The organism is Bacteroides sp. AM16-13 (genome assembly GCF_003602705.1).
In the GTDB taxonomy this organism is placed as follows: domain Bacteria; phylum Bacteroidota; class Bacteroidia; order Bacteroidales; family Bacteroidaceae; genus Bacteroides; species Bacteroides xylanisolvens.
The window spans coordinates 61,727-82,326 of sequence record NZ_QTLK01000025.1 but is presented as its reverse complement, the minus strand read 5'-3'; the positions used below and the strand labels follow the sequence as shown (position 1 = coordinate 82,326).

At 42.3% G+C, this 20,600-nt stretch carries 14 protein-coding genes; all 14 read right to left on the bottom strand.

Annotation, left to right across the window (positions count from 1 at the left end):
• Nucleotides 1-39 precede the first annotated feature (39 nt).
• On the bottom strand, nucleotides 40-1,929 hold the full coding sequence (locus DW173_RS18520; protein WP_120144972.1) for a hypothetical protein: 1,890 nt from the start codon (nucleotides 1,927-1,929) through the stop codon (nucleotides 40-42).
• Between the two features lie 26 nt (nucleotides 1,930-1,955).
• Nucleotides 1,956-3,833 (bottom strand): hypothetical protein, encoded by a 1,878-nt coding sequence (locus DW173_RS18515; protein ID WP_120144975.1) that lies wholly within the window; start codon nucleotides 3,831-3,833, stop codon nucleotides 1,956-1,958.
• 36 nt (nucleotides 3,834-3,869) lie between these two features.
• Complete coding sequence (locus DW173_RS18510) at nucleotides 3,870-4,946, bottom strand: cellulase family glycosylhydrolase (protein WP_004317506.1); 1,077 nt, start codon at nucleotides 4,944-4,946, stop codon at nucleotides 3,870-3,872.
• 23 nt (nucleotides 4,947-4,969) lie between these two features.
• On the bottom strand, nucleotides 4,970-6,448 hold the full coding sequence (locus tag DW173_RS18505) for a RagB/SusD family nutrient uptake outer membrane protein (RefSeq protein ID WP_120144971.1): 1,479 nt from the start codon (nucleotides 6,446-6,448) through the stop codon (nucleotides 4,970-4,972).
• A 20-nt stretch (nucleotides 6,449-6,468) separates the two neighbouring features.
• Nucleotides 6,469-9,684 carry a SusC/RagA family TonB-linked outer membrane protein gene (locus DW173_RS18500; protein ID WP_120144970.1) on the bottom strand — a complete coding sequence of 1,072 codons (3,216 nt, stop codon included), beginning with the start codon at nucleotides 9,682-9,684 and terminating at the stop codon, nucleotides 6,469-6,471.
• A 162-nt stretch (nucleotides 9,685-9,846) separates the two neighbouring features.
• On the bottom strand, nucleotides 9,847-10,833 hold the full coding sequence (locus DW173_RS18495; protein ID WP_120144969.1) for a FecR family protein: 987 nt from the start codon (nucleotides 10,831-10,833) through the stop codon (nucleotides 9,847-9,849).
• Nucleotides 10,834-11,153: 320 nt separating this feature from the next.
• A complete protein-coding gene (locus DW173_RS18490) occupies nucleotides 11,154-12,683 on the bottom strand; it encodes a hypothetical protein (protein WP_120144968.1) in 1,530 nt (509 codons plus the stop codon).
• A gap of 13 nt (nucleotides 12,684-12,696) precedes the next feature.
• Nucleotides 12,697-13,476, bottom strand: a complete 780-nt coding sequence (locus tag DW173_RS18485) for a hypothetical protein (protein WP_120144967.1) — start codon at nucleotides 13,474-13,476, stop codon at nucleotides 12,697-12,699.
• Nucleotides 13,477-13,483: 7 nt separating this feature from the next.
• Nucleotides 13,484-14,257, bottom strand: coding sequence for an endonuclease/exonuclease/phosphatase family protein (locus DW173_RS18480; RefSeq protein WP_004302417.1), 774 nt, complete (start codon nucleotides 14,255-14,257; stop codon nucleotides 13,484-13,486).
• Nucleotides 14,258-14,288: 31 nt separating this feature from the next.
• Nucleotides 14,289-15,245, bottom strand: a complete 957-nt coding sequence (locus tag DW173_RS18475; protein ID WP_120144966.1) for a FecR family protein — start codon at nucleotides 15,243-15,245, stop codon at nucleotides 14,289-14,291.
• Between the two features lie 108 nt (nucleotides 15,246-15,353).
• Complete coding sequence (locus DW173_RS18470) at nucleotides 15,354-15,935, bottom strand: RNA polymerase sigma factor (RefSeq protein WP_004317492.1); 582 nt, start codon at nucleotides 15,933-15,935, stop codon at nucleotides 15,354-15,356.
• Nucleotides 15,936-16,053: 118 nt separating this feature from the next.
• Complete coding sequence (locus tag DW173_RS18465; protein WP_120144965.1) at nucleotides 16,054-18,237, bottom strand: alpha-N-acetylglucosaminidase; 2,184 nt, start codon at nucleotides 18,235-18,237, stop codon at nucleotides 16,054-16,056.
• A 6-nt stretch (nucleotides 18,238-18,243) separates the two neighbouring features.
• Nucleotides 18,244-19,329: an acyltransferase family protein gene (locus tag DW173_RS18460; RefSeq protein ID WP_120144964.1), complete on the bottom strand. Its 1,086-nt coding sequence runs from the start codon at nucleotides 19,327-19,329 to the stop codon at nucleotides 18,244-18,246.
• Between the two features lie 14 nt (nucleotides 19,330-19,343).
• Nucleotides 19,344-20,600 (bottom strand): GntP family permease, encoded by a 1,257-nt coding sequence (locus tag DW173_RS18455; RefSeq protein ID WP_120144963.1) that lies wholly within the window; start codon nucleotides 20,598-20,600, stop codon nucleotides 19,344-19,346.

Genomic DNA, 20,600 nt, shown 5'->3' with positions numbered 1-20,600 from the left:
GAGTGTATGTATTATTATGATTAAAAAATATCTTTCATTTTACTCCATCCTGACACAACGGACAGATGCTGCCGAAGCACGGTCCAGACCTGTAAAATTAAGATTTGCATTATTATAATAGAAGTAATAAGCTCCTGTTGTCCCTGGATTACTAGTCCATTGGTACCCCCGATATTCCTGATAAGCAATCTTATTAGCTCCCTTATCCAGATAGCCTCCTGTCGGGAAGTAAGAAGTTTGCGAACCATCAATCACAAACAGATGCCCGTAATTGTTATCACATTCCGTTTTTGAAGTAAAAGTGAATCCCTGATAGCAATTCTGATCGGGCACACAATAGCCTTCCGGACAAGGATCATACACAGTTTTTACATTCTTGGTGAGACCATCAGAATTTCCCCATAGTCCGTTATTCCGCCATTCATTATGCCAGTCATTCGCAGAAAAAATTCTTATATCAGGATTGGATATAGTATAACTTACTGTTCCCACTTCAGCAGAAGTGGTTGCATTTGCGGTCAGCTCCTTGTTATCCACAGTTGTCGCACTCGAACGGACAATATCAAGCGGACGCGGGAACGGATCTTTGCGCCCCCACTGATACCACACACCATAAGCATTCTGATCTTTAGGAGTAACAGAAGTTGCACCCAAATTACGATCCATCATTTTGAATGTTCCCCGTTCCTCATTAATATAGGTAAGATCCGATGCTTCAGTCACCCAAATATGAAAAGACCATACGTTCTTGCCCGATGCATCTCGAATAGCCACAAGGGCATTTCCTTTCACGCCACTTACAGGAACTTTTAAAGTAGTTCCCTCCAATGCAGGAACAGCAGAAAGAACATCTCCTGATGAAGACGAATTCGTTTGTGTCCACAAAACAGTTGCAGACACAGCCTTATCGACTAATTCCCCATTGATATTCACCCTCGGACGATTTTCATAAGTATAATCTCCTGCCAATGAATAATAAGGTGTGACATCTATTTCAAGTGTTCCTGCAGATGCCGTACGATAACAGTTTGCCTTACCATAATACAATGTCACCGGCAATAATTCCATCGGTTTGACAACTCCGGCTTCAATAGTGAAAGCACCCGGAGTCGCTTGTTCGTAAATCCGTCCGGCAGCATCCGTTATGACGAAAGTCAACCCTTTGGTATAATTTACCGCAGGAAGAAATAAAACAAAGTCTGTATGAGCCGAGGGATTATTATCTGCAGAAAGAGGTACGCTTGTATCACAAGTAACCAATGTAGTAGCCGCAGCAGAAGGAGTAGAAGACTTCCGAAGTGATACGATTCCATCCGCTGCATTGACATCAGCTATACCCGACACCAGTTCTCCGTCATTACCGCGTACAGCTACAGATTTAACACTAATTCCCATTAATTGATAATCAGTCAGTTGTATCCGTACTCCACCACACAGATTTTTAAAAGAAAAGGCTTCACCATCAGAGGCTGCCGCCATCGGCAAAGATGATATTTCACTATCAGCATTGAACGCACCCATCCATTTCTGTCCGGCAAGTGCCGAAAAGTCAACAGCAAGTGTCGTACCTTCAAGCTGGCTGCCTGACGCAGCCGACGCCGGATAAATAGCATATCGGATGGCATCATCTACAGAAGCGTCCACCGGATCAAAAACAGCGGTACGAACACTATTGGCAGCAGTAGTATAAACAGCTCCATTCGGTGTTGAAGTGCCAAACAGCCGTATCTCATCATTTTGGGTCCAAACCACATTCATGGATGCATTAAGAGACGTGCGTGTTGTAGCAGTAACAGCACAAATGGCCGTAATGGATTTTTCTCCTCCTTTTACAGCCGGTTCCGGAGAAAGCACCTCGTCATCAGTTTGCACACAACTACCCAATGATAAACCAATTACCAGAAGAATCAGAATTTTATTTTTTTTCATGGTCTCGCAAATTTAAAATGTTATCATTATTTCCATGTACCTTCCGTATCGCCATTATTCCAGGAAGGTCCAGTACCGGTATCTCCTTCCCCCGGTAGAGGTTCAGGGTCCGTAGCGGCTTTTAAAACGATTGGCAACCATTTCTCATAATTCGTAGCAGTCAGTCCAGTAAAGGTATCATTACCATTCTGATCGTATAAGGTAGCATTAAACATCAAACGGTCGGCCACCACCCGAAGTAAAGTCCGTGGAATAGCCATTTCGACTACATATCCCTTATCGGCTGCCGTATCACCAAAAGTTCCGTGAACCGCACCCTTACAAGTTACTGAAGAATGACTGCATTTAATGGTATATTGAACTGCATCCGGAATAAGAGAGATTTTAAGAGGGGTTCCGGTAGCATCTCCACCCTGAAAAATCAATTCCATGCTGTCGTCTGTGGTCAAGTCTTTATCAAGACGTTCCACCAGACAATATACATTTTCTGCATCATAAGCAAAGCGGAACACGGCTTGTGTAGTGGACACACTTCCGATAAATAGCGCATCACTGACTGCACTCCAATCCGAATTGTCGGCGTCTATCACCGGTGTCATTCCGGAGGCATTAATCCGATGATTCAGAACAAACTGTCCAATCTGAATACGGGCAGCATCTTTATTCTCGCTATTGACAAAGGTAGCAGGCATGGCAGCTACAAGAGCATGCGGGTCAATAATTTCCGTTGCTCCCCAATATCCTTTTCCACTAAATGGCTGATACGTTTCTCCCCATTGGGAAGCCTCTGCGTTACCCACCTGCATGGTAAAGAGAGAAGAAGCATTATACGACAAGACAGTCTCTCCCGAGGGGAATTGTACCAGATAAGGTGCTGCAGCCTTCTGCACAAAATTGAGTTTACGGTCCGAAGGCCCTACTTCATCTCCGGTCAATGGAGCCGAAGCCCAGTTGTCGGAGCTCCACGCCATTGAAATATGATAAACGTCGCCTTCATCTCTGAAACGTGTTTCTGTAGCTACTGCAATCTTCGTCGAATTATTTAATTCGCGGGCAGAAGGCATCTGATCTGAATAAATTTGTTTACCCGAGCCATCTATAGCCAGTCCAGTCTTTTGACGGATCACCTTTCCAACGACCGTCCATGTCCGCCCATTATCCATAGAACGCAGCATGGCAGTCCCCGAATCGGCTGTGAGAGGCTCGCTATCCGTAAAATAGACCTGTATTTCACCCGAACGAAGTTGTAATGCATAAGGTTCCCAAGTCGTTCCCTGATAAATAATCTGGGCAGTCGACCAGGTACGTCCATTATCGGAAGAACGCCTCATCATAATACCATTACTCTGCGGATCGACCCTGTATCCCTGATTCAAGCGAAAGGAAGCGAATGCCAAAATATCCTTATTTGCCAGAACGACTGCATCACATGATGAGAAACAGCGTGTATCACTGGCACCGGAAGTTTGCTGGGCACTTTCGCTCTGAAACAGAGGACTGGATGCATTCTGCCATGTAATCAGATTAGTACTTAAAGCATAATAGACATTCCAAGCCTGTGGTCCCTGCTGGTATAGCAGCAAATAGGTCCCATCACCTAATTTCTTGATACGGGGATAAAGAGCATTCACAGCCGACAGTGCCGGACTTTCCAAAGTCAGCAACCGGCGATAGTCTAATTCGAGAGAACTATTCCCCCATTCGTCCGCATGAGAGTTCACTGCTATATTTTCACTTTTATTGAGCGACTGGATAGAGGTAATCTCTCCGGTGACCGGTTCAGGGTCAGGATTTGAATTAGGACGCGGATTGGGCCACTCATCCGTTGAGGTGTAAGATGTACAAGCAACGAGAAGCCCCATCACTGTTACCAAAAGGTATCTATGAGTTTTTAACTTTTTCATCATATTCATTCTTTTATTTGTTCAATCCGTTATCGATCAGTTTGAAGTCATACTTTTTATAAAATCAATTTCTTGTTGACTATAAGGTGTACCATCCAGACGGAATATATCATGAAACCAGATTTCAGGTTCCGGATCTCCGGCCTTGCTCGACCACTGTAAATGGAAATTACACTTTCCTGCTGTCAATCCCCAACTGATGGCACCTACCTTTTCACGCTTAAGAATCGGCATTATTTCTTCAAAAGTTGAACGGGGGCGTCCCATATACTCCTGGCAGATAACCGGACGATCAAACTGCTTCATGAAAGCGATGAATTTTTCCATTTCTTCAGGTCCGTAATAACAGTGAAAGGTCATAACGTCACAATTCTCACCCAGAAAACTGATAATCGGCAAATTACTGCGTGTGCCATGTCCTCCGGGATAAATCCATATCGGAGACGACAGCGGTTGCGAGGGATTCACCTCACGCGCCCAACGGAACACTTCGCGCAACAATGGCATGCTGTGTGCTTTCTGCTTGAAGTTTTCCGGTTCGTTATATAAACACCACAATAAAATACGATCATCTGCTTTAAAGGTAGTCATCACATCTTTCACGTAACGTTCCAGACGCGGATACGTTGACGGATCATTGACGGATGGCGCTCCGGGACTCTGTATCCATTGAGAGTTATGAACACCCTGTACAGAAGCCGGTTGTACACCGAGTTTCGGACTCTCAAAACGCCCGCCATTCGTAAAGAAAGTGACGATGGCACGCATACCATGTTTCTGACAGATACCCAGAAATGTATCCAGTCGTTGTTTAAACCCTGCCGGATCCGCTTCCCACACCATATCATGCAGGAATATGCGTACCGTATTGAATCCGAGTTCCCCGGCACGTCCCAACTCCAACTCCATGGTTTTCGGATCAAAAGTCTCCTCTTGCCACATCTCAAACTGATTGATTGCCGTAGCAGTAACGTAGTTGATACCCACCGGCCATTTTTGAGATGCGTACCATGCGTTTGCTTTTTCCGTCGACCATCTTTCAGCCTGTTGGGCGCAGCCGGTTGTTGTCAATAAAAAGAGAATTGTTACAATCAATATATTCAATCTATTCATAAGAAATCAAATTAATTAAGTTGTTAATACCCAGGATTCTGGTCTTTTGTCTGATCCAATGCTATATTATAATTAAATTCATCGGTAGGGATAGGCCACCAGTAGGCTGCATCTCCCACTTCGGATAAAGCCGAAATACGTCCGGCAGCCAAAGCTGCTTCTGCAAGCTTTCCACAACGCTTCAGGTCATTGTAGCGTTTACCTTCAAAAATCGTTTCGTAGCCACGCTCCTGCAACACCAGTGCAAGGAAAGCATCTTTACTTGCATAATCGGCCAGTTTATAGTCTGAAGAAGATGCTTGTGTCGGTTTCTGTCCGTAAGCACGTCGCCGCACCATATTCAATTTTTCCATGGCATCATCGGTAGGAGCTCCTTTCCAGCGACAAACAGCTTCTGCATAATAAAGCAGAATATCAGCATAACGATATACCGGATTGTCATTGGGGGTTGTACTGCTCCCTGTCCATTCCGAGTCTCTGAATTTCGAGCAAATCATACCCGTTTTAGTCAGTGCATTAAGTGTTCCATTCTGCGTTTGTTTATACAATCCGAACTGATAGCGTAAATCATTCTGGTCCCAATTCTGAATAAATTTATTCTTCTGATAATCGGTATAAATTCCTACAGCTCCCATATTCACGAAAGGATTGGGCTTGCAGAGATACATATAGGCGATGGTCGATCCACTATCGCGGTTGAACTTTATATAGAAAATTTCTTCAGAAGTGGCATTAGCCGTATGACCGTAAAGGTCGAGGAAATCATCCGCTTTGCCAACCTCAACCAGAGAATATCGTTTGGATGAAATAATTAAACCGGCTGCTTCAGCCGCCTCTTCATAGCGACCGGCATAAAGACAAGCTTCTGTTTTCAATGCCAATGCGGCATAACGCGAAGGACGTCCGGCAGATTTAGCCACTTCCGGCAGATTGGATGCAGCATAATCGGCCTCATCAATCACAAACTTCCAGATATCAGCTTCCGGAGTACGAGGTTTATTAAAGTCATTCATGTTCTGTTCATCAAAAAAAGGAACGGCGCCCCAATTTCGTGCCAGCCATGAATAAGCGAATGCACGTAGAAAACGTGTTTCCCCGGTAAGGTTGTTATACTCCTGTTGCGAGAGTGGAGTATTACCTATACCGTCAAGAATATTATTGGCAAAACGAATGGCACGATACAACACCGCCCAGCTATCTTTGGAGAAGCCTACCCCACCACTGGTAAGCCCGGTATCATAAGCTGTGGCATAGTTACCTCTTCCAATACAATAATCCGCCAGTCCTTCTTCCAGAACAATCAGATAACGGCTGAATCCCGGATCACGACGGAGTTGGAAATAGATGGAATTGATAACACTCTCCACTTCTTTGGCATTCGCCATAAAAGTCGTTGCATCCACTTTCTTCGGATGTTCTTCCAAAGAGCCCATATCTTCACAGGATGTGTTCATTGCCAGTATCATAGCAAAAGCGGCAATATATATCAATAATTTTTTCATAAGACATCAATTTTTATATGTTAGAAAGTGAGTCGGCATCCAATCGTATAAGTACGGGCACTAGGATAACAATACGAATCTACCCCCTGAATCATCGAGCTTCCGCCACCATTGGCATTTATATCCGGATCCCAGAAAGGGTAGCTCGTAATAGTAAACAGATTTTGGGCACTCACATAGGCACGGGCGCGCTTGATGAATTTGCTACGGGCACAAGGTACATCATAGGCCAATTCGAGGTTTTTAAGTCTGACGAAGCTGCCGTCATAAACAAACCGGTCGGACATTTTATAAGAAGTCTGGTCGAGATTGGGATATTTTGCGGTAGGATTCTCGGGTGTCCAATGGTTGTAGTACACCTCGCGCAACGTATTCCCGTTATATCCATAATCATAAGCTTGTGCAGCCATACTAAGCGAATATATATCATTACCTATTGAACTCTGGAAGAAAGCGCTTAGCGTAAACCCTTTATAACTGACTGCTGTAGTTAGATTGACTAGAAAATCAGGATTAGGATCACCGATGATGGTCTTGTCTGCTGCTGTGATGGCAGGATCGTCATCCATATTCTTATATACAATATGACCGTTCTCATCGTATCCATCTTCAACATATCCGTAGAAAACATACATTGGCTCACCCACACGCATCAGATTGAGCTGGTCTTTCAGAATGGTGTTATCCAATTCGCCACCGAAAATATCCTTATCTTCCGAAAGGACTAACACTTTGCTGCGATTAAGCGAAAAGTTGACACCCAAATCCCATTTCACAGCACGATCAATAATCCGCCCGTCGAGTTGCAACTCAAACCCCGAGTTACGGATGGAACCGATGTTACGCAGGGCAGTGGTGTATCCACTTGAACGAGGCATCTCTACATTGTTCAGCAAATCAGTCGTTTTCTTCCGATAGTAATCCGCAGTCATGCGGAGACGATTATTAAACAGGGACAGATCAACCCCCACATTAAACTGTGAGGTTGTTTCCCATTTCAAATCACCGGTGTAGGTATCCGACGGGACATACGCCACTGTTGTATTCTTATCGAATACTACATTTTCCGTCCTCAATGTGTTCTGGGTAGAATACGGTGAGATGGCAGTGCTACCAGTCACTCCGTAACTCAAACGGAACTTTAGATCCGAAAGCCACTCTACATCACGCAAAAAAGACTCTTGCGAAAGACGCCAGGCCGCTGCCGCTGAAGGGAAGTATCCCCATTTGTTTCCTTTACTATAACGTGAAGAACCATCAGCACGAAGACTGGCAGTCAATAGATAGCGATCAGCATAATTATAGTTGACACGTCCCAGAAATGAGAACAAACGCCAATCTGAATAAGAAGATGTCGGCAGCCCCTTAACGGTAGCTGCATCCATGTCATAGGTTTCTGTCACATCACTCAAGAAGCCTTCGGCCGTACCCGTTCCCGCAGTTTTCGATGTACTCTGTTCGTAGGTAAAACCACCCATCACACTCAAATGGTGTTTTTTTAGAAAACTCTTATTATAGGTTATGATATTATTACTTGTGATACCAACTGTTTCTCCAAATGTAATAGAGGCAGCCCCTTGTGAATTAGGGTATTGTAATGACTTGTAATAATCTTTGCGGTTCTGGTTATTATTTACGTTGGCAGATAACTGAATTGAAAGTCCGTCTATCGGTTTAATTGTCAATGAAGCATTTGCCATAATCCGGTTGGCATACCATTTATTATCCACTTCTTTCACATAAGCCAACGGATTTACCGGTGCAATCGGTTGTGTCTGGAAGTCATTCCAGGTTCCGTCGTCATAATGAGGTGTCGCTGTTGGCGGCAGAATCAGTGTAGAACCGATAACAGACGTTCCCCGGCTACCTCCCTGCGAATTCATCTGATTATGATTGGACCGGCTGAAAATCAAGTTGCTCGACACGGTGACATATTTTGATATATGATAATTCAGGCTCGAACGGATAGACATACGTTTATAGCCACTTTCCTTCACGATACCTTGCTGATCGAAATAGCTGGCGCCTAACGTTCCCTGAACTTTTTCCGTACCACCAGAGACATTCACAGAGTGGTCGGTAACAAGTGCATTACGAAACAGTTCACGCTGCCAGTTGGTACTATGCCGGGTAGATTTAATCTCTTCATCGGTATATATCGTCGGCTGATTATTAATCGCTGCTTTTTCATTCAGATAGCTCATATATTCCCAAGCATCGAGCAGCTCAAGTTCTTTAGCCAGACTCTGCACACCGAAGCTGGCATTGTATTCCACGGTAATCTTCCCTTCTTTAGCTTGCTTCGTCGTAATCAGGATGACACCATTGGCACCACGCGAACCATAGATAGCAGTTGCGGAAGCATCTTTCATCACTTCAACTGATTCGATATCGGCCGTATTTATCATATTAATGTCACCCGGAAATCCGTTGATAATCCAAAGCGGCTCATTGTCACCCCGAATAGAATTAGAGCCACGTACCCTCACTTGTATTCCGGCTCCCGGCTGGCCATTAGTTTGCTGAATCTGTACACCTGACACGCGTCCCTGTAATGCTGACGCAACAGAAGTATTTGCATATTCAGTAATGATATCGCCTTTGACGGAAGCTATCGAACCGGAAAGGTCCCGTTTGCGTTGTACGCCGTAACCTACCACTACTACTTCATCCAATGTCTCTGTATCTTCTTCAAGAACGAAATTCATTGAACGTACTCCGGCCACCACCTTTTTGCTCTGTGGGGCGTAACCTATAAACGTCACATCAATAGTGGCACTTTCTGGTACATTCTGCAACTCAAACTTTCCGTTAAAATCGGTAACCGTACCGTTGGTGGTACCTTTTACCAATACGCTTGCTCCGATGACCGCTTCTCCCTGCTCATCTTTCACCACACCCGAAATCGTCCGGTTGGTCTTCGTCTGCACCTTTTGTAAAACAATCTGTTTGCCTACTATTTCATACGCAATGTCACTTTTATCAAAGGCCTGTTTCAGCACATCCGAAAGATATTGAGAACCTCCTTTCAGGGAAACAATACGTGACAGAGGGATAGAATTATCGAACACAAAAGTATAATCTGTCTGTTTTTCAACAGCTTGTATCAGATTTTTTAAAGAAATCTGCCTGGCAGCGATATTGACCTTAGTCTCTTTCTGCGCCCATAGCGAAGGGCTGGAAAGCAGGCTGCCCAAAACAAGAATGCTACATAATATTTGTTTTAGCTTCAACATTGTAAACTCATTTAAGGTTAAATAAAGGAATTAATTATTACCTTTGTCTGCATAAAGCAAGGCTATACCTGTGCCATCCGTCTGACGGATAGCATACATACGCAGGTTTTGCTCTTCGGACGTGGAAGATGGCACTCTTCTGCGTCCTTTTTTATTCTTCGATTACTTTCTTCCGGTTATGCTCACCTCCTCTCCGTTAATAGTGTATGTAATCGGAGTCACCCGATTAATGATCTCAAGCATCTCTCGCAAAGATTCTGTTTTAATTGTCATCCAATAACGTTTATTTTCCGGTACATCATGCAATTGAATTTTGATGCCATACCATCGTTCCATTTTTTGAACTATTTCCTGCAGGTTCTCATTTTCAATTTTCAGCTTGCCCAATCGCCATACGGACTCTACTTCAGCATCGCAAGCCTCCAATTTACACTTCTCCATTTCATGCAAAGGAATAATGACTTTCTGATTGGGTTTCATATCTGCCAACAGCTTGTCCGTTAAAGCCGAGACAACCGTCACGTGCCCTCTAAGCAGTACAACTTCCAATTCTGAATGGTCTCCATATCCATTGACATCGAATGCGGTACCATGAACCAACACTTTTACATCATCTACCGATACATCAAACTGTCTCTTACTGTCTTGCACCACATCAAAAAAGGCCTGTCCGTTCAATTTTACAGAACGGCAATCTTTGGCATAATCCGTAGAATAGGTCAAAGTAGAACCTGAATTCAACCAAACTTTAGTGCCATCCGGCAAACTGACTTCTGCTTTCTGGCCAACAGGAGCTGTAAATGAGACTAATCCTACTTCTTCCTCTTCCGAAACCAGCAGAGAAAGCGAGAAACCCAACGCCAGTGCCAGTATAGCAGCAATTCCCACTGCCCGATACAACAACCGCCGCGTGTACATCTTCACAGGTTTCACCAGATTCAGATTACTCATTATCTTTTCCCACACACGTTCTTTATCAGGAATTACCGGATGTATTCCCGCATGAGCTATCTGCCAGCTCTCGCACAGTTCCTGAAATTCCTGTTCGTGCCCGGCATCAGCATTCCGCCATTCCATAATTTCCATCTCCTCCTGCGGAGAAGCTGTTCCCAATAGATATTTAGATATGATAATATAAATGTCTTCCATATTTAAATGTGTTTTATAAGCTCTTTTATTAAATAGACCCGTAACTTTTGAATTACCCTGAAAGCATTCGACATTTTTTTCATAACACTCACTAAACAACTCTATTTTTTCTCATTTAATGCATAAGTCAATGACTTTACCCTAAAAAGAAAAATCACCCTTACTACGATATATTTGTAGTAAAGGTGATTTTAGTAAGCTCAAGGCTTTTCGGACTACTTTAATTATAGCCAATATTAAGGAAGCATCTCAAATTCAGAGCCAACCCCTCTTGATTCTTATATAAATACATATTTTTTCATTCTTCCATTATAATAACCTTACTTTTGAACCACAATTTTCAACTTACAGGTACGTCCGTAAAGTAATGCCACACCGTCATAGGTGAGTCCGGTTATGCCAGCTCCCGAGTAGGCTGGTCCCTGGCTTCCTACCACTCCTGTAGGAGTAGCTATTTTACATCCTCCGGCAACTAACGCATCCGTATCATTTGCGGCTTCAATGACATGAATGACACCGTATTTGCCTGCTGCAGTAACAAAAGCAATATAAGAATTGTCTTTTATCTGCAGACTACAAGGATCATTCGGGTATCCATCAGACGCATTGACTCTTTGCATTAACATATCGGCACCTCCTTTAGCTATACTTTCCAACATATTCAACGCCTCAAAAGTATGAACGTCCGAAGCCGCATTTGCCATCATCACATCAATACCAAGGTCAACAACCTTATCATCAGGGATAAGGGTAAACAGCGTTTTGTTGGTAGCAACACCTGCCGGTTTGATCCAGTCATTCACATCGTAAGCTCGCCCTATCGGTCCTCCACTAATTCTTGACGCACTGACATAAGAGAAACCTCTGTTTTTAACGGCAACAAAGCTTGGATTTCTCCATATATTGATGAAAGCAAAGTCTACGCCGTTTGCCTTTGAGCCATATCCTTTAATTTCCTTCAGGCTTAATACATGCTTTTGCACACCTTGTACCATTATTCCCTCTATGGAGAAAATATAAGGTTGATCCGGTTCTGTTGAATGTTCCCATTCGGGTGCCATTTCGATATCGTTGAAAACAAGCGCAACATTATTGTCAACACCCTCAAGACCTTCGATATTGATAATCTTTTCCTCTTTCAACCCTTCTATATCTTCCACCACGATCTTGATTCCATTGGTCTCTTTATTGTCTACGACAGTTTTCAGGATAAATTCCATTTCCAACGGATTGCCTGATACCGGAATAGTCGTATATTCCTTCAGGTCACCCAGTACTTTATTACACAACGTATGTTTTATAGACTTAATGCCCACAGCAGAACGAATCACTACAGAGAGAGAAACCTCTTCATCGGGTACTAAAACAGGGAAATCTGATGGTTCGGTGAATATCTGGGATGGAAGTTTAGTTATCTTTTTAATAGGTATTACCTTTTGTGCCGTTTTTGTCAAAACGTCCGTTGATGTTACCAGTATCCCGGCTGCTTCACGCGTATTGACCTTAACATTCAAGTCAAATTCAAGTGTCATATCAGTTTGCAGAGTATCTATCTTTAAACGTTGACGTTCAGTCGCATTTATCTCTTCATATTCTCCATTTTCATCCAGCTTCAACAAGGTAGCATATATACTATGTATGCCTACAGCAGAGAAACTCCTGGCAGATATAGTCACCGTCGAGTTATACTCCACCACATCTATTTCGGAAGGAGAAATGAGTTCTACAGTAGGTGGCGGATACGCGTTGTCGTCCGAATAATCGGACTCACTATCACTACAATTTGTCAACAACAAACCCCATGGAAGGGCAAGTATCAGGATCATTATATTTTTGATATATTGCTTCATGACCGTTCATTTTTTATTTTAAAGATTCGATTTGTAATTGAAAACAATGTAAATCTCCGCTTACACTTGTTTCGGTTACCCCCCTAAAAGCCCATTTGTGTGAAGTCAGGACAAATATACAATACTCGGAGTCTCTATTTCTATTTTCCACTTCTACAAAAGAATAGGTATCAGAAGTTAAGTTAGAAGTAATTGCCGACTCAAGATTAGGCAATAACGCACGTTTAACAGTGCCTACCAGAACCGTCTGTTCGTTTACCTTTTTCTTGAAAACGTCGACAGCCGGAGCTATCAGGTCTTCACTATTTAATGATACAGAACAGAAGAGCATATCTATTCCGTTCACTGCTTCTGTTTTTGTTTCAAAATATCTGCAATCGTTTTTTACTACATATTGTGTCATTTCGGAAATAGTAGAAGGAAAAAGAACCGTACTGCCGATTATCTTTTTCTCTCCGTTACTATAGCTGACAGGTACAAACACCGGCACTTTCTTACTCTCTCTAGCAGTCTCCGTACCCGTATTTATGATTGCAGTTTGCCCATAGACAGCGTTCGTCCTGTCCAACAATGCCACTGAATGAACTGTGTTTCTGATAGATGACGCCACCTCTTTATAACTACAAGAGCTAAATAAATTTTGCTCTGACAAGTGCGCATAAACCAACACGTTAGTTGTTCTGAACCGGTTCCATTCCGGAATTTCTTCTCCCTTGTTATCCTCATCACTACACGAAACGAACAGGCAAGAGATGACACATATAAATAGCAGATATAGATAGTTTGATTTCATATTTCATTCATTTTACAAATTCAACTTCAGCAAACAAAGCCCTGTGGTCAGAAACTTCCGGATTAGATAAAACTTTAAACGACTTCACTTTCCACTTATTCTGTGGAAGTCCGAATATATAATCAATCTTGATTGTCGGCTGATCTGCCGGATAGGTGAATGTATCATCGCAGATTCTCTGCCAATTCTTCATTACCTCACAAATCACATTAGAGTCGGTCCGGGCATTAAAATCTCCCCCCAGCAGTGTCGGAGTATCTCCCGTACCAATCCGCTCATTAATCTGTTCGGCCATTGCACTCCTTATCAGATCTGTCGAATGATCCAGGTGAGTCGTTCCTATCCTGATTACGTCTGAAGTTCCCGGTTCCTGAATATCTACATATAATAGCGTCCGGGGTTCTTTGGCTCCGTCTATACCTTCAAAAGTTTTGTTATTGATATAAACAAAAGGATATTTTGAAAGGATAGCCACCCCATATTCTCCACCACCAGTATCCATCGCTTTCCCGAATACGGAAAACAATCCCAACTCCGCAGCCAGTTGAGTGGTGAAATCCTGATTTTTATTCCTTTTTGTGTTGTAATCTATCTCTTGCAACATTACAACATCCGGATTGTATTTTCTGATAAATACAGCATACTCCTTCACCGAGTAACCAGTCATCTGTCCGGACATCCGGCAATTATAGCTCATTATTTTAAGAGCCTGCGCATACGTACTTTGATACGCAAAGAAGAAAAGGCATACCCATACAATGGGCTTTAAAAGTGCTTTCATAAATTTGTTTTTGTTATTAGATTAAGTTTACTTATTCAACGGTATATGTATATTCTGATATTTTTTTAAAGCTAACCGGTGTTATGGATTGCATCACCTCCAACACATAGTTCAAATCGTTCCCTTTACAAACGAAGTCGTACGTAAACGAAGCAATCTTTTCGTTTTTAACTGTAATCTCTATATCAAAATGACGCGAGAGTGTTGTAAGCACCTCTTTCAATGATGCATTTCTGAAAATAAGCCGGTTGCTCTTCCAACTCGAAGCATCATCGTGATATCTATCTGTTTTTATTTTTATTACATTACTCCTTTTCTCATAAACTGCAGTTTGTCCGGGAAGCATTTGCTGCATAGGCCTGCGGCTTTGCACATGCCCGATATTTATACTTCCTTCGTCGAGTGTAGTTTTGATTACCTTATCCGAAGCGTATGCTTTTACATTGAAACACGTTCCCGTCACTTGTATTTTCACATTCTCGGCAAGCACCTGAAAAGGGGATTTCTTGTTTTCTGCTATTTCAAAATAAGCCTCTCCCTCCAACGTAACATTCCTGTTGTATTTTGCAAACTGTTCCGGATAGGTCAATTTAGAATCGGCATTTAACCACACCCGGCTACCATCAGGAAGTAATACAAGTAGCTTTTCACCCCTTACAGCACAGACCTCCCGATAAACAAGGTTTGCCTCACTACGACTTTGATAGAAATTATATCCTACACCTATCACTAGCAAAACAATTGCACAGGCTACCGTCCACTTAAAGAACAATGGCATCCTTGTTCTCCTGTTCTTTCGTTTTTCTTCCCGCATCACGGCTTCCTGAATATTCTTATAAATGCGATATTCATCAAAAGGAGGCAATTCTCTGTCGCCCAATTCGAGCTGTTTGCCTTCTATTATCCTTTGAATGTCGTCATCCATATATTTCCCGATGCCGTCAACTACTTCAAAGTCCTGATTTGTATGTTTCTTTTTTGATTTCATATTTCAATATCTATTAGTAATACACACTGTTACAAAAAAGTATTATACAGACTACGTTAAACCGTGTTAATTCAAAAGAACGTTCCATATCAGCAAAAAGTGATAAAACTACATCATACAATAAAGCAACAACAAACTAAGCTCTCCCACTGTCGCGCGAATCTGCTTCAAAGATTGGCTATATTGAAATTTAATTGTATTGATCGAAAGATTAAGTTTATCGGCTATTTCCTGATTGGAATATTTTCCCGAAACTTTCATTTCAAAAACCTTGCGGCGTTGCGGCGAAAGTTGCTCAAGAGCTTGCTGTATAATGTTCATTTGTTCTTGCTTAAGGTTTTCATTTTGAGAATTGTCTTCCAATTCCAAAACCATTGAAAGACAATCCTCAAGCAAATAGATATTTTTCTTTGAATCTCTCAACGTATTGAGCAGATCGTTCTTCAACATCGTAAAAAGGTATCTGTTTATGGGTTTTGTCTCGTCGATCTCTTCTTTTTTCAGCCAGAGTTTTAAGAATAAGTTCTGCACGGCATCTTCAGCCAATTCCTTATTCAGCAAATATTTAAATGCCAAAGAAAAGGTCTGCGCCGCATACGTCTTGTATACAATACTAAATGCCAGCTGGTTCCCCTCTTTCAGAGCCTTAACCAAAGCTTGGGCTTCATCCTGTGAGTATTTCTGGGACATCTTAATCATTTTAAATATGAAAAATAAAAACTTATTATATTAAGTCCTTATTTTCAAATATATTAATTCTTTCTGATATAGCATGAATCGCGAGCAACAAATAAAACAGGCCTCTTATTTATTTCACCAGTCTTTGATATTTGCTGAATAAAAAGGTTGAGAAGGATAATAATCCGTCAGTTGCTGAATGAATATCTTTTCGAACATCTTTCCGATCAGTTGCATTTACCCAACCTTCTTCTATTTCTTTTAATTCATCTTCAAGTTGCTTCTGATCCACCTCTACACCTTTCTCGGCCGCTTTGATGAATGTATTGATATACATCTCCCAGCGTTTTGCATAATAATCTCTTATCAATCCTGCCCACGAACGGCTGGCATAATCGTTCAGGCTTCCACCCCAAGTAGTAATCAAGTTGCGAGCGTTCTTTTCATAATAGTCTTTCAATTGGGGAGAATCTCCCATCTTCCGTGCATCATCAATCCATTTATCCAGAGAACAGTAAGGATGAAAAGCATTCAGCTTATCCAAATCATTCAATATCTCCTTCATTTTCTCGCCGCAAGCTTTCAAAGCCTGATAATCTTTAGCTTCAACCATCCTGTCAAACTCCATTTTCACATCAAGAAAGTAGTTTCCAAGCACCTGTCTGCCTACAGTTATCAAATCCAGGCGAAAAGCATCTCTCCGGTCAGAAGGTGCTTCGTTCAGTTTTCTCCAAACCTCTAGTAGTTCAACATTGCTGTACACATTACTTGTGCGTTTTTCACTGTTCTTATTCAATGCAGGGCGATACCCGGGTAAAGTACCCAATGTGCGCGGCACTTGTGCATAAATGTCATTGAATAATCGTTTCCAAGCATCGCGCACAGGCTGCGACACGCATCCCACATGCCTGTCAGCCAGACATTCAATCCATTTATTATCATCTACATTCAGGTTCCATGCTTTCTCAAGAATGTATTCGTAGGGAAACTGCATCACATCCAATCCTTCCAGCGTAGAGCCGACTCCTTTAAGGTTACCTCCACCGTTAATAAGAGCATTCTCAAGTCGTGCGCCACTTTCTTTGACGTTACCTGTCAAAGTCGTGTTTCCCCCGAAATTGCCCAGATAACACCAAATATAGGGCTGATCATGAAAATGCTCTGTTCTTTTCCATAATTCAACATTTTCACAATGATAATCAAGTAATATCATTTTATTCTGTGGCACTCCTGTCAGCAAAGCCTTCATTCGCTCGGAAGTCCATTTATCTTTATCAAAATAAAACATCCACGTCATTTGCATCCATTGGGCTTTGGGATCGGCAGCCGTCAATGTAGCGTACATATCCGAAGCTATCTTCCGCAAATATTCGGGTTCGAAACTGGGCGGGTCAACCTCATTGAAAGGATCTAAACCATAAATATGATCGGTTCCGAAAAGTTTTTTTTGTTCATCAAGAAATAGTTTCTGAATTTTCGCAAACAAAGCATCGTTAGGGTTCAGAAAATTACAACGGTATGCATCAGCAAAGCCGGCCCATTTGCCCAAATGTTGAATATCAGCCTCGGGATAAATCCGTTTTAAATCGGCAGGTACATGTCCGGCGAAGGCTGGTAATACGGGCTTCATATTCAATTCACGCTCACGTGCGAGTATTTTTTTCTGCAAGCTTACCTGGTGTTCCAGCCATTCCATCGGCAACGGACCGTTCCAGCGATCTATGTTAGCCATCCGATGCCAGGGCAGATACGGCGGTCCCGTGAAGTAAGAGCGTATTTCGATGTCCGACATTCCCATTTTCGACCAAACTTTATACCACACAGCTTCTTGTCCGGTAATTGCCAAAGGCATATTTATACCATTAAGGGCCATCCAGTCAATAAAACGTTCCCATTCTTTCCATTGCCACCAAGGCATCGTGTAACCATACGTGCAGTAATTCAGGAAAAAGCGAGTATCCACTCTCGCTTCCGAAACCACCTTCTCACCAACCATTGGCAATTCTTCAGGAATTTCAACGGCTATATCCGCATACCATGACACTGTAGTGAGACAGTAATATTTCAAGTAATGGTTCAGTCCCATCGCCATTGAATTGGCGTTGTTTCCACCGATTACAATTTTATCTTTTACGGACTCTATTGTAAAGCAGTCTTTCTCTCCTTTTAACTTTTGAAACTGAAAACTCTCGATGTATGACGGTAGCAAACGTTTCAATAATGCTTCCGCAACAGCTACATCTTTGTCTTTAGCCTGAAGAGCCAACGACATAAGCAGCATAACCAGACACGTGTATACACTTTTTCTTTTCATTCTGATTTATAATTTTATATAGATTTTTCTTTTTAACAAAACATATCCCAACAGCCCATTGAACAACAGGAAAAATACACCGTACATAAATGAACCGAAATAATTTCCGAATAACGGGTTAAGCAAATTATTGAACACAGCCGTATGGATATGCCAATGCACAAGCAATCCTCCGGCTATGCAACTAAACACATAAATTACAAGCGGATTCGCTCCAAATGCTTCGAAAAACGAAAACCACTTTTTATTCTGCTTCACATCAATGATATAGAGCAGCAATGCCAATGACAATGCCGCAATCCCACAAGTAAGCAAAACAAACGAAGGAGACCACAAACGTTTATTCAAAGGACAGGCATAGCTTAACAAATAGCCGGCAAACAACAGCGTGGTACCTATAAGAAATAGATTCAGCATCCGGCGGTCATTGTCTTTAATATCGATGATTATCTTTCCGCAAACAAAACCGATCATCACTTGAGACACAGCGGGAATCGTACTAAGTATCCCCTCGGGATCGACAAACTGGCGGCCCTGAAGATACATGTGGTTAGACCCTAAAATAGCCGAATCAACAATCCCGACGATATTATCCGCACTCTTTTCAAATCCGTTTCCAAATAACTGAAAAATAAAGTAGACAATCAGCAAGATAATAGCTAATGGCATAAAACGCTTATGCGGTATTGTTACGGCCAATAAGGCTGTAATACCATAACAAATCCCAAGCCGTTGCATAACTCCCATCAACCGGAGCTGACTCAAATCAAAATAGTTACCACTATCTATTGCTGTTATGAACCACTCCATAACCAGACCTATAAATATTAATAAGAGACTTCTTTTTATGATTTTCGCAATGGCCGGTCGACACTGGAAGTTATACTTACACAAGGAGATGTAGGTCGAAATACCCATCAGGAACATAAACATCGGGAATACCAGATCGGCCGGCGAAAAGCCATCCCACTTGGCATGTGCAAAAGCAGCAAAGTTATACCCGCACTTTCCTGTATTGTTGACCAAGATCATCCCGGCAACAGTAATACCCCGAAGTACATCAAGCGAAAGTAACCGTTTGTTCGGATTCATAATATTTGATTCTTTTAATTACTTATTATATATAAAATAGTCGTTTCGGCAGCTAACACTATCCCTATAAGCGATTCATAAGGTATCAGCTTCAGACGTTCTTTAAAGTTGAGTTCGCATACGCCTCCTGTCGCGTGAAAGAACGAACCATGTGGCAAATGGTCAAGAACTGTAGCTCCGGAATTAATCATAGCCGCTCCCCAAACTGCAGAAATGCCTATAGCCAATATCGTTTCAGCAAACGAAGAAGAAGCCAGTGTTGCTCCGGCTGTTGTCGATGCGGTAGCCGCTGACATCAACGCGCCTGATATAGGAGCAATCAATGCATCACTAAAATGAGCATGATCTAATCCTGTAAGAATCCAGTCTTTCAAAGAAGAGTTCTTTATGATGCCGGCAATAGTCCCAGTTCCTATCAGCAGAATAGCTACCACAGACATCTTTTGCAGTCCATACTCTATACTCGGAAGAATGTTTTTCCATTGTTTCATACAGATAGCACCACATAAGCCACCTACCGGCAAAGCTATCAAAGGATCAATATTGATTCCTGCCGCAGGACGTAATGCCAATAAAACAATCGTAACAACAGGAGCAATCAGACTGGTTCTTAACGAAGGCAGATTTCTCTCTTCCTCTTTATCCTCTGTTTGCATCATCGTTTTTTTGTTTTTTACCGATTGAGGCATCAGACGGATAATAACGAAAACAGTGAAAAACAAACCGATCACTGCCGGTAAAATATTGGCAAACATTACAGACGATAAATCCGCATTAAAATTTCCGGCTGCTATAATAGTGTTCGGGTTAGGTGATATGATATTTCCACACTTACCTCCCCCGATCATAGCTATAAGTAACACAGATGGAGACAAGTTCAGACGCTTGCCTATCGAAAGAGCCACCGGCGCAACGGTTATCACAGCCACATCAATAAAGACGCCTACCGTACAAAGCAACATCGTTGCGAGTGCCAATGCCATAAATACCCGTTTTTCACCCATTTTGTTTATAATCGCATTGGAGATGACCGTGGTAGCCCCGGTTTGTATTAATATGCCTGACAAGACTCCGGCTGTCAGAATCCGCAATACCGCCGGGGTGACCTCTTTCACCCCTTCGGTCATCACCGTAACAGTCTCATTTAAAGATAGTCCTCCCAACAACCCTCCGACTATCGCTCCGATAATCAGACTGTATGTCGGAGAAAGCTTTCTTATGATTAACAGTATGGATAATGAAAGCCCGATTAATGCGCCTATCGCTGTCAT

What these genes read in the sequence shown, in the direction of transcription:
- DW173_RS18520 (WP_120144972.1), bottom strand. Translation starts at nt 1,929, where the DNA reads ATGAAAAAAAATAAAATTCTGATTCTTCTGGTAATTGGTTTATCATTG.
- DW173_RS18515 (WP_120144975.1), bottom strand. Translation starts at nt 3,833, where the DNA reads ATGAAAAAGTTAAAAACTCATAGATACCTTTTGGTAACAGTGATGGGG.
- DW173_RS18510 (WP_004317506.1), bottom strand. Translation starts at nt 4,946, where the DNA reads ATGAATAGATTGAATATATTGATTGTAACAATTCTCTTTTTATTGACA.
- DW173_RS18505 (WP_120144971.1), bottom strand. Translation starts at nt 6,448, where the DNA reads ATGAAAAAATTATTGATATATATTGCCGCTTTTGCTATGATACTGGCA.
- DW173_RS18500 (WP_120144970.1), bottom strand. Translation starts at nt 9,684, where the DNA reads ATGTTGAAGCTAAAACAAATATTATGTAGCATTCTTGTTTTGGGCAGC.
- DW173_RS18495 (WP_120144969.1), bottom strand. Translation starts at nt 10,833, where the DNA reads ATGGAAGACATTTATATTATCATATCTAAATATCTATTGGGAACAGCT.
- DW173_RS18490 (WP_120144968.1), bottom strand. Translation starts at nt 12,683, where the DNA reads ATGAAGCAATATATCAAAAATATAATGATCCTGATACTTGCCCTTCCA.
- DW173_RS18485 (WP_120144967.1), bottom strand. Translation starts at nt 13,476, where the DNA reads ATGAAATCAAACTATCTATATCTGCTATTTATATGTGTCATCTCTTGC.
- DW173_RS18480 (WP_004302417.1), bottom strand. Translation starts at nt 14,257, where the DNA reads ATGAAAGCACTTTTAAAGCCCATTGTATGGGTATGCCTTTTCTTCTTT.
- DW173_RS18475 (WP_120144966.1), bottom strand. Translation starts at nt 15,245, where the DNA reads ATGAAATCAAAAAAGAAACATACAAATCAGGACTTTGAAGTAGTTGAC.
- DW173_RS18470 (WP_004317492.1), bottom strand. Translation starts at nt 15,935, where the DNA reads ATGTCCCAGAAATACTCACAGGATGAAGCCCAAGCTTTGGTTAAGGCT.
- DW173_RS18465 (WP_120144965.1), bottom strand. Translation starts at nt 18,237, where the DNA reads ATGAAAAGAAAAAGTGTATACACGTGTCTGGTTATGCTGCTTATGTCG.
- DW173_RS18460 (WP_120144964.1), bottom strand. Translation starts at nt 19,329, where the DNA reads ATGAATCCGAACAAACGGTTACTTTCGCTTGATGTACTTCGGGGTATT.
- DW173_RS18455 (WP_120144963.1), bottom strand. Translation starts at nt 20,600, where the DNA reads ATGACAGCGATAGGCGCATTAATCGGGCTTTCATTATCCATACTGTTA.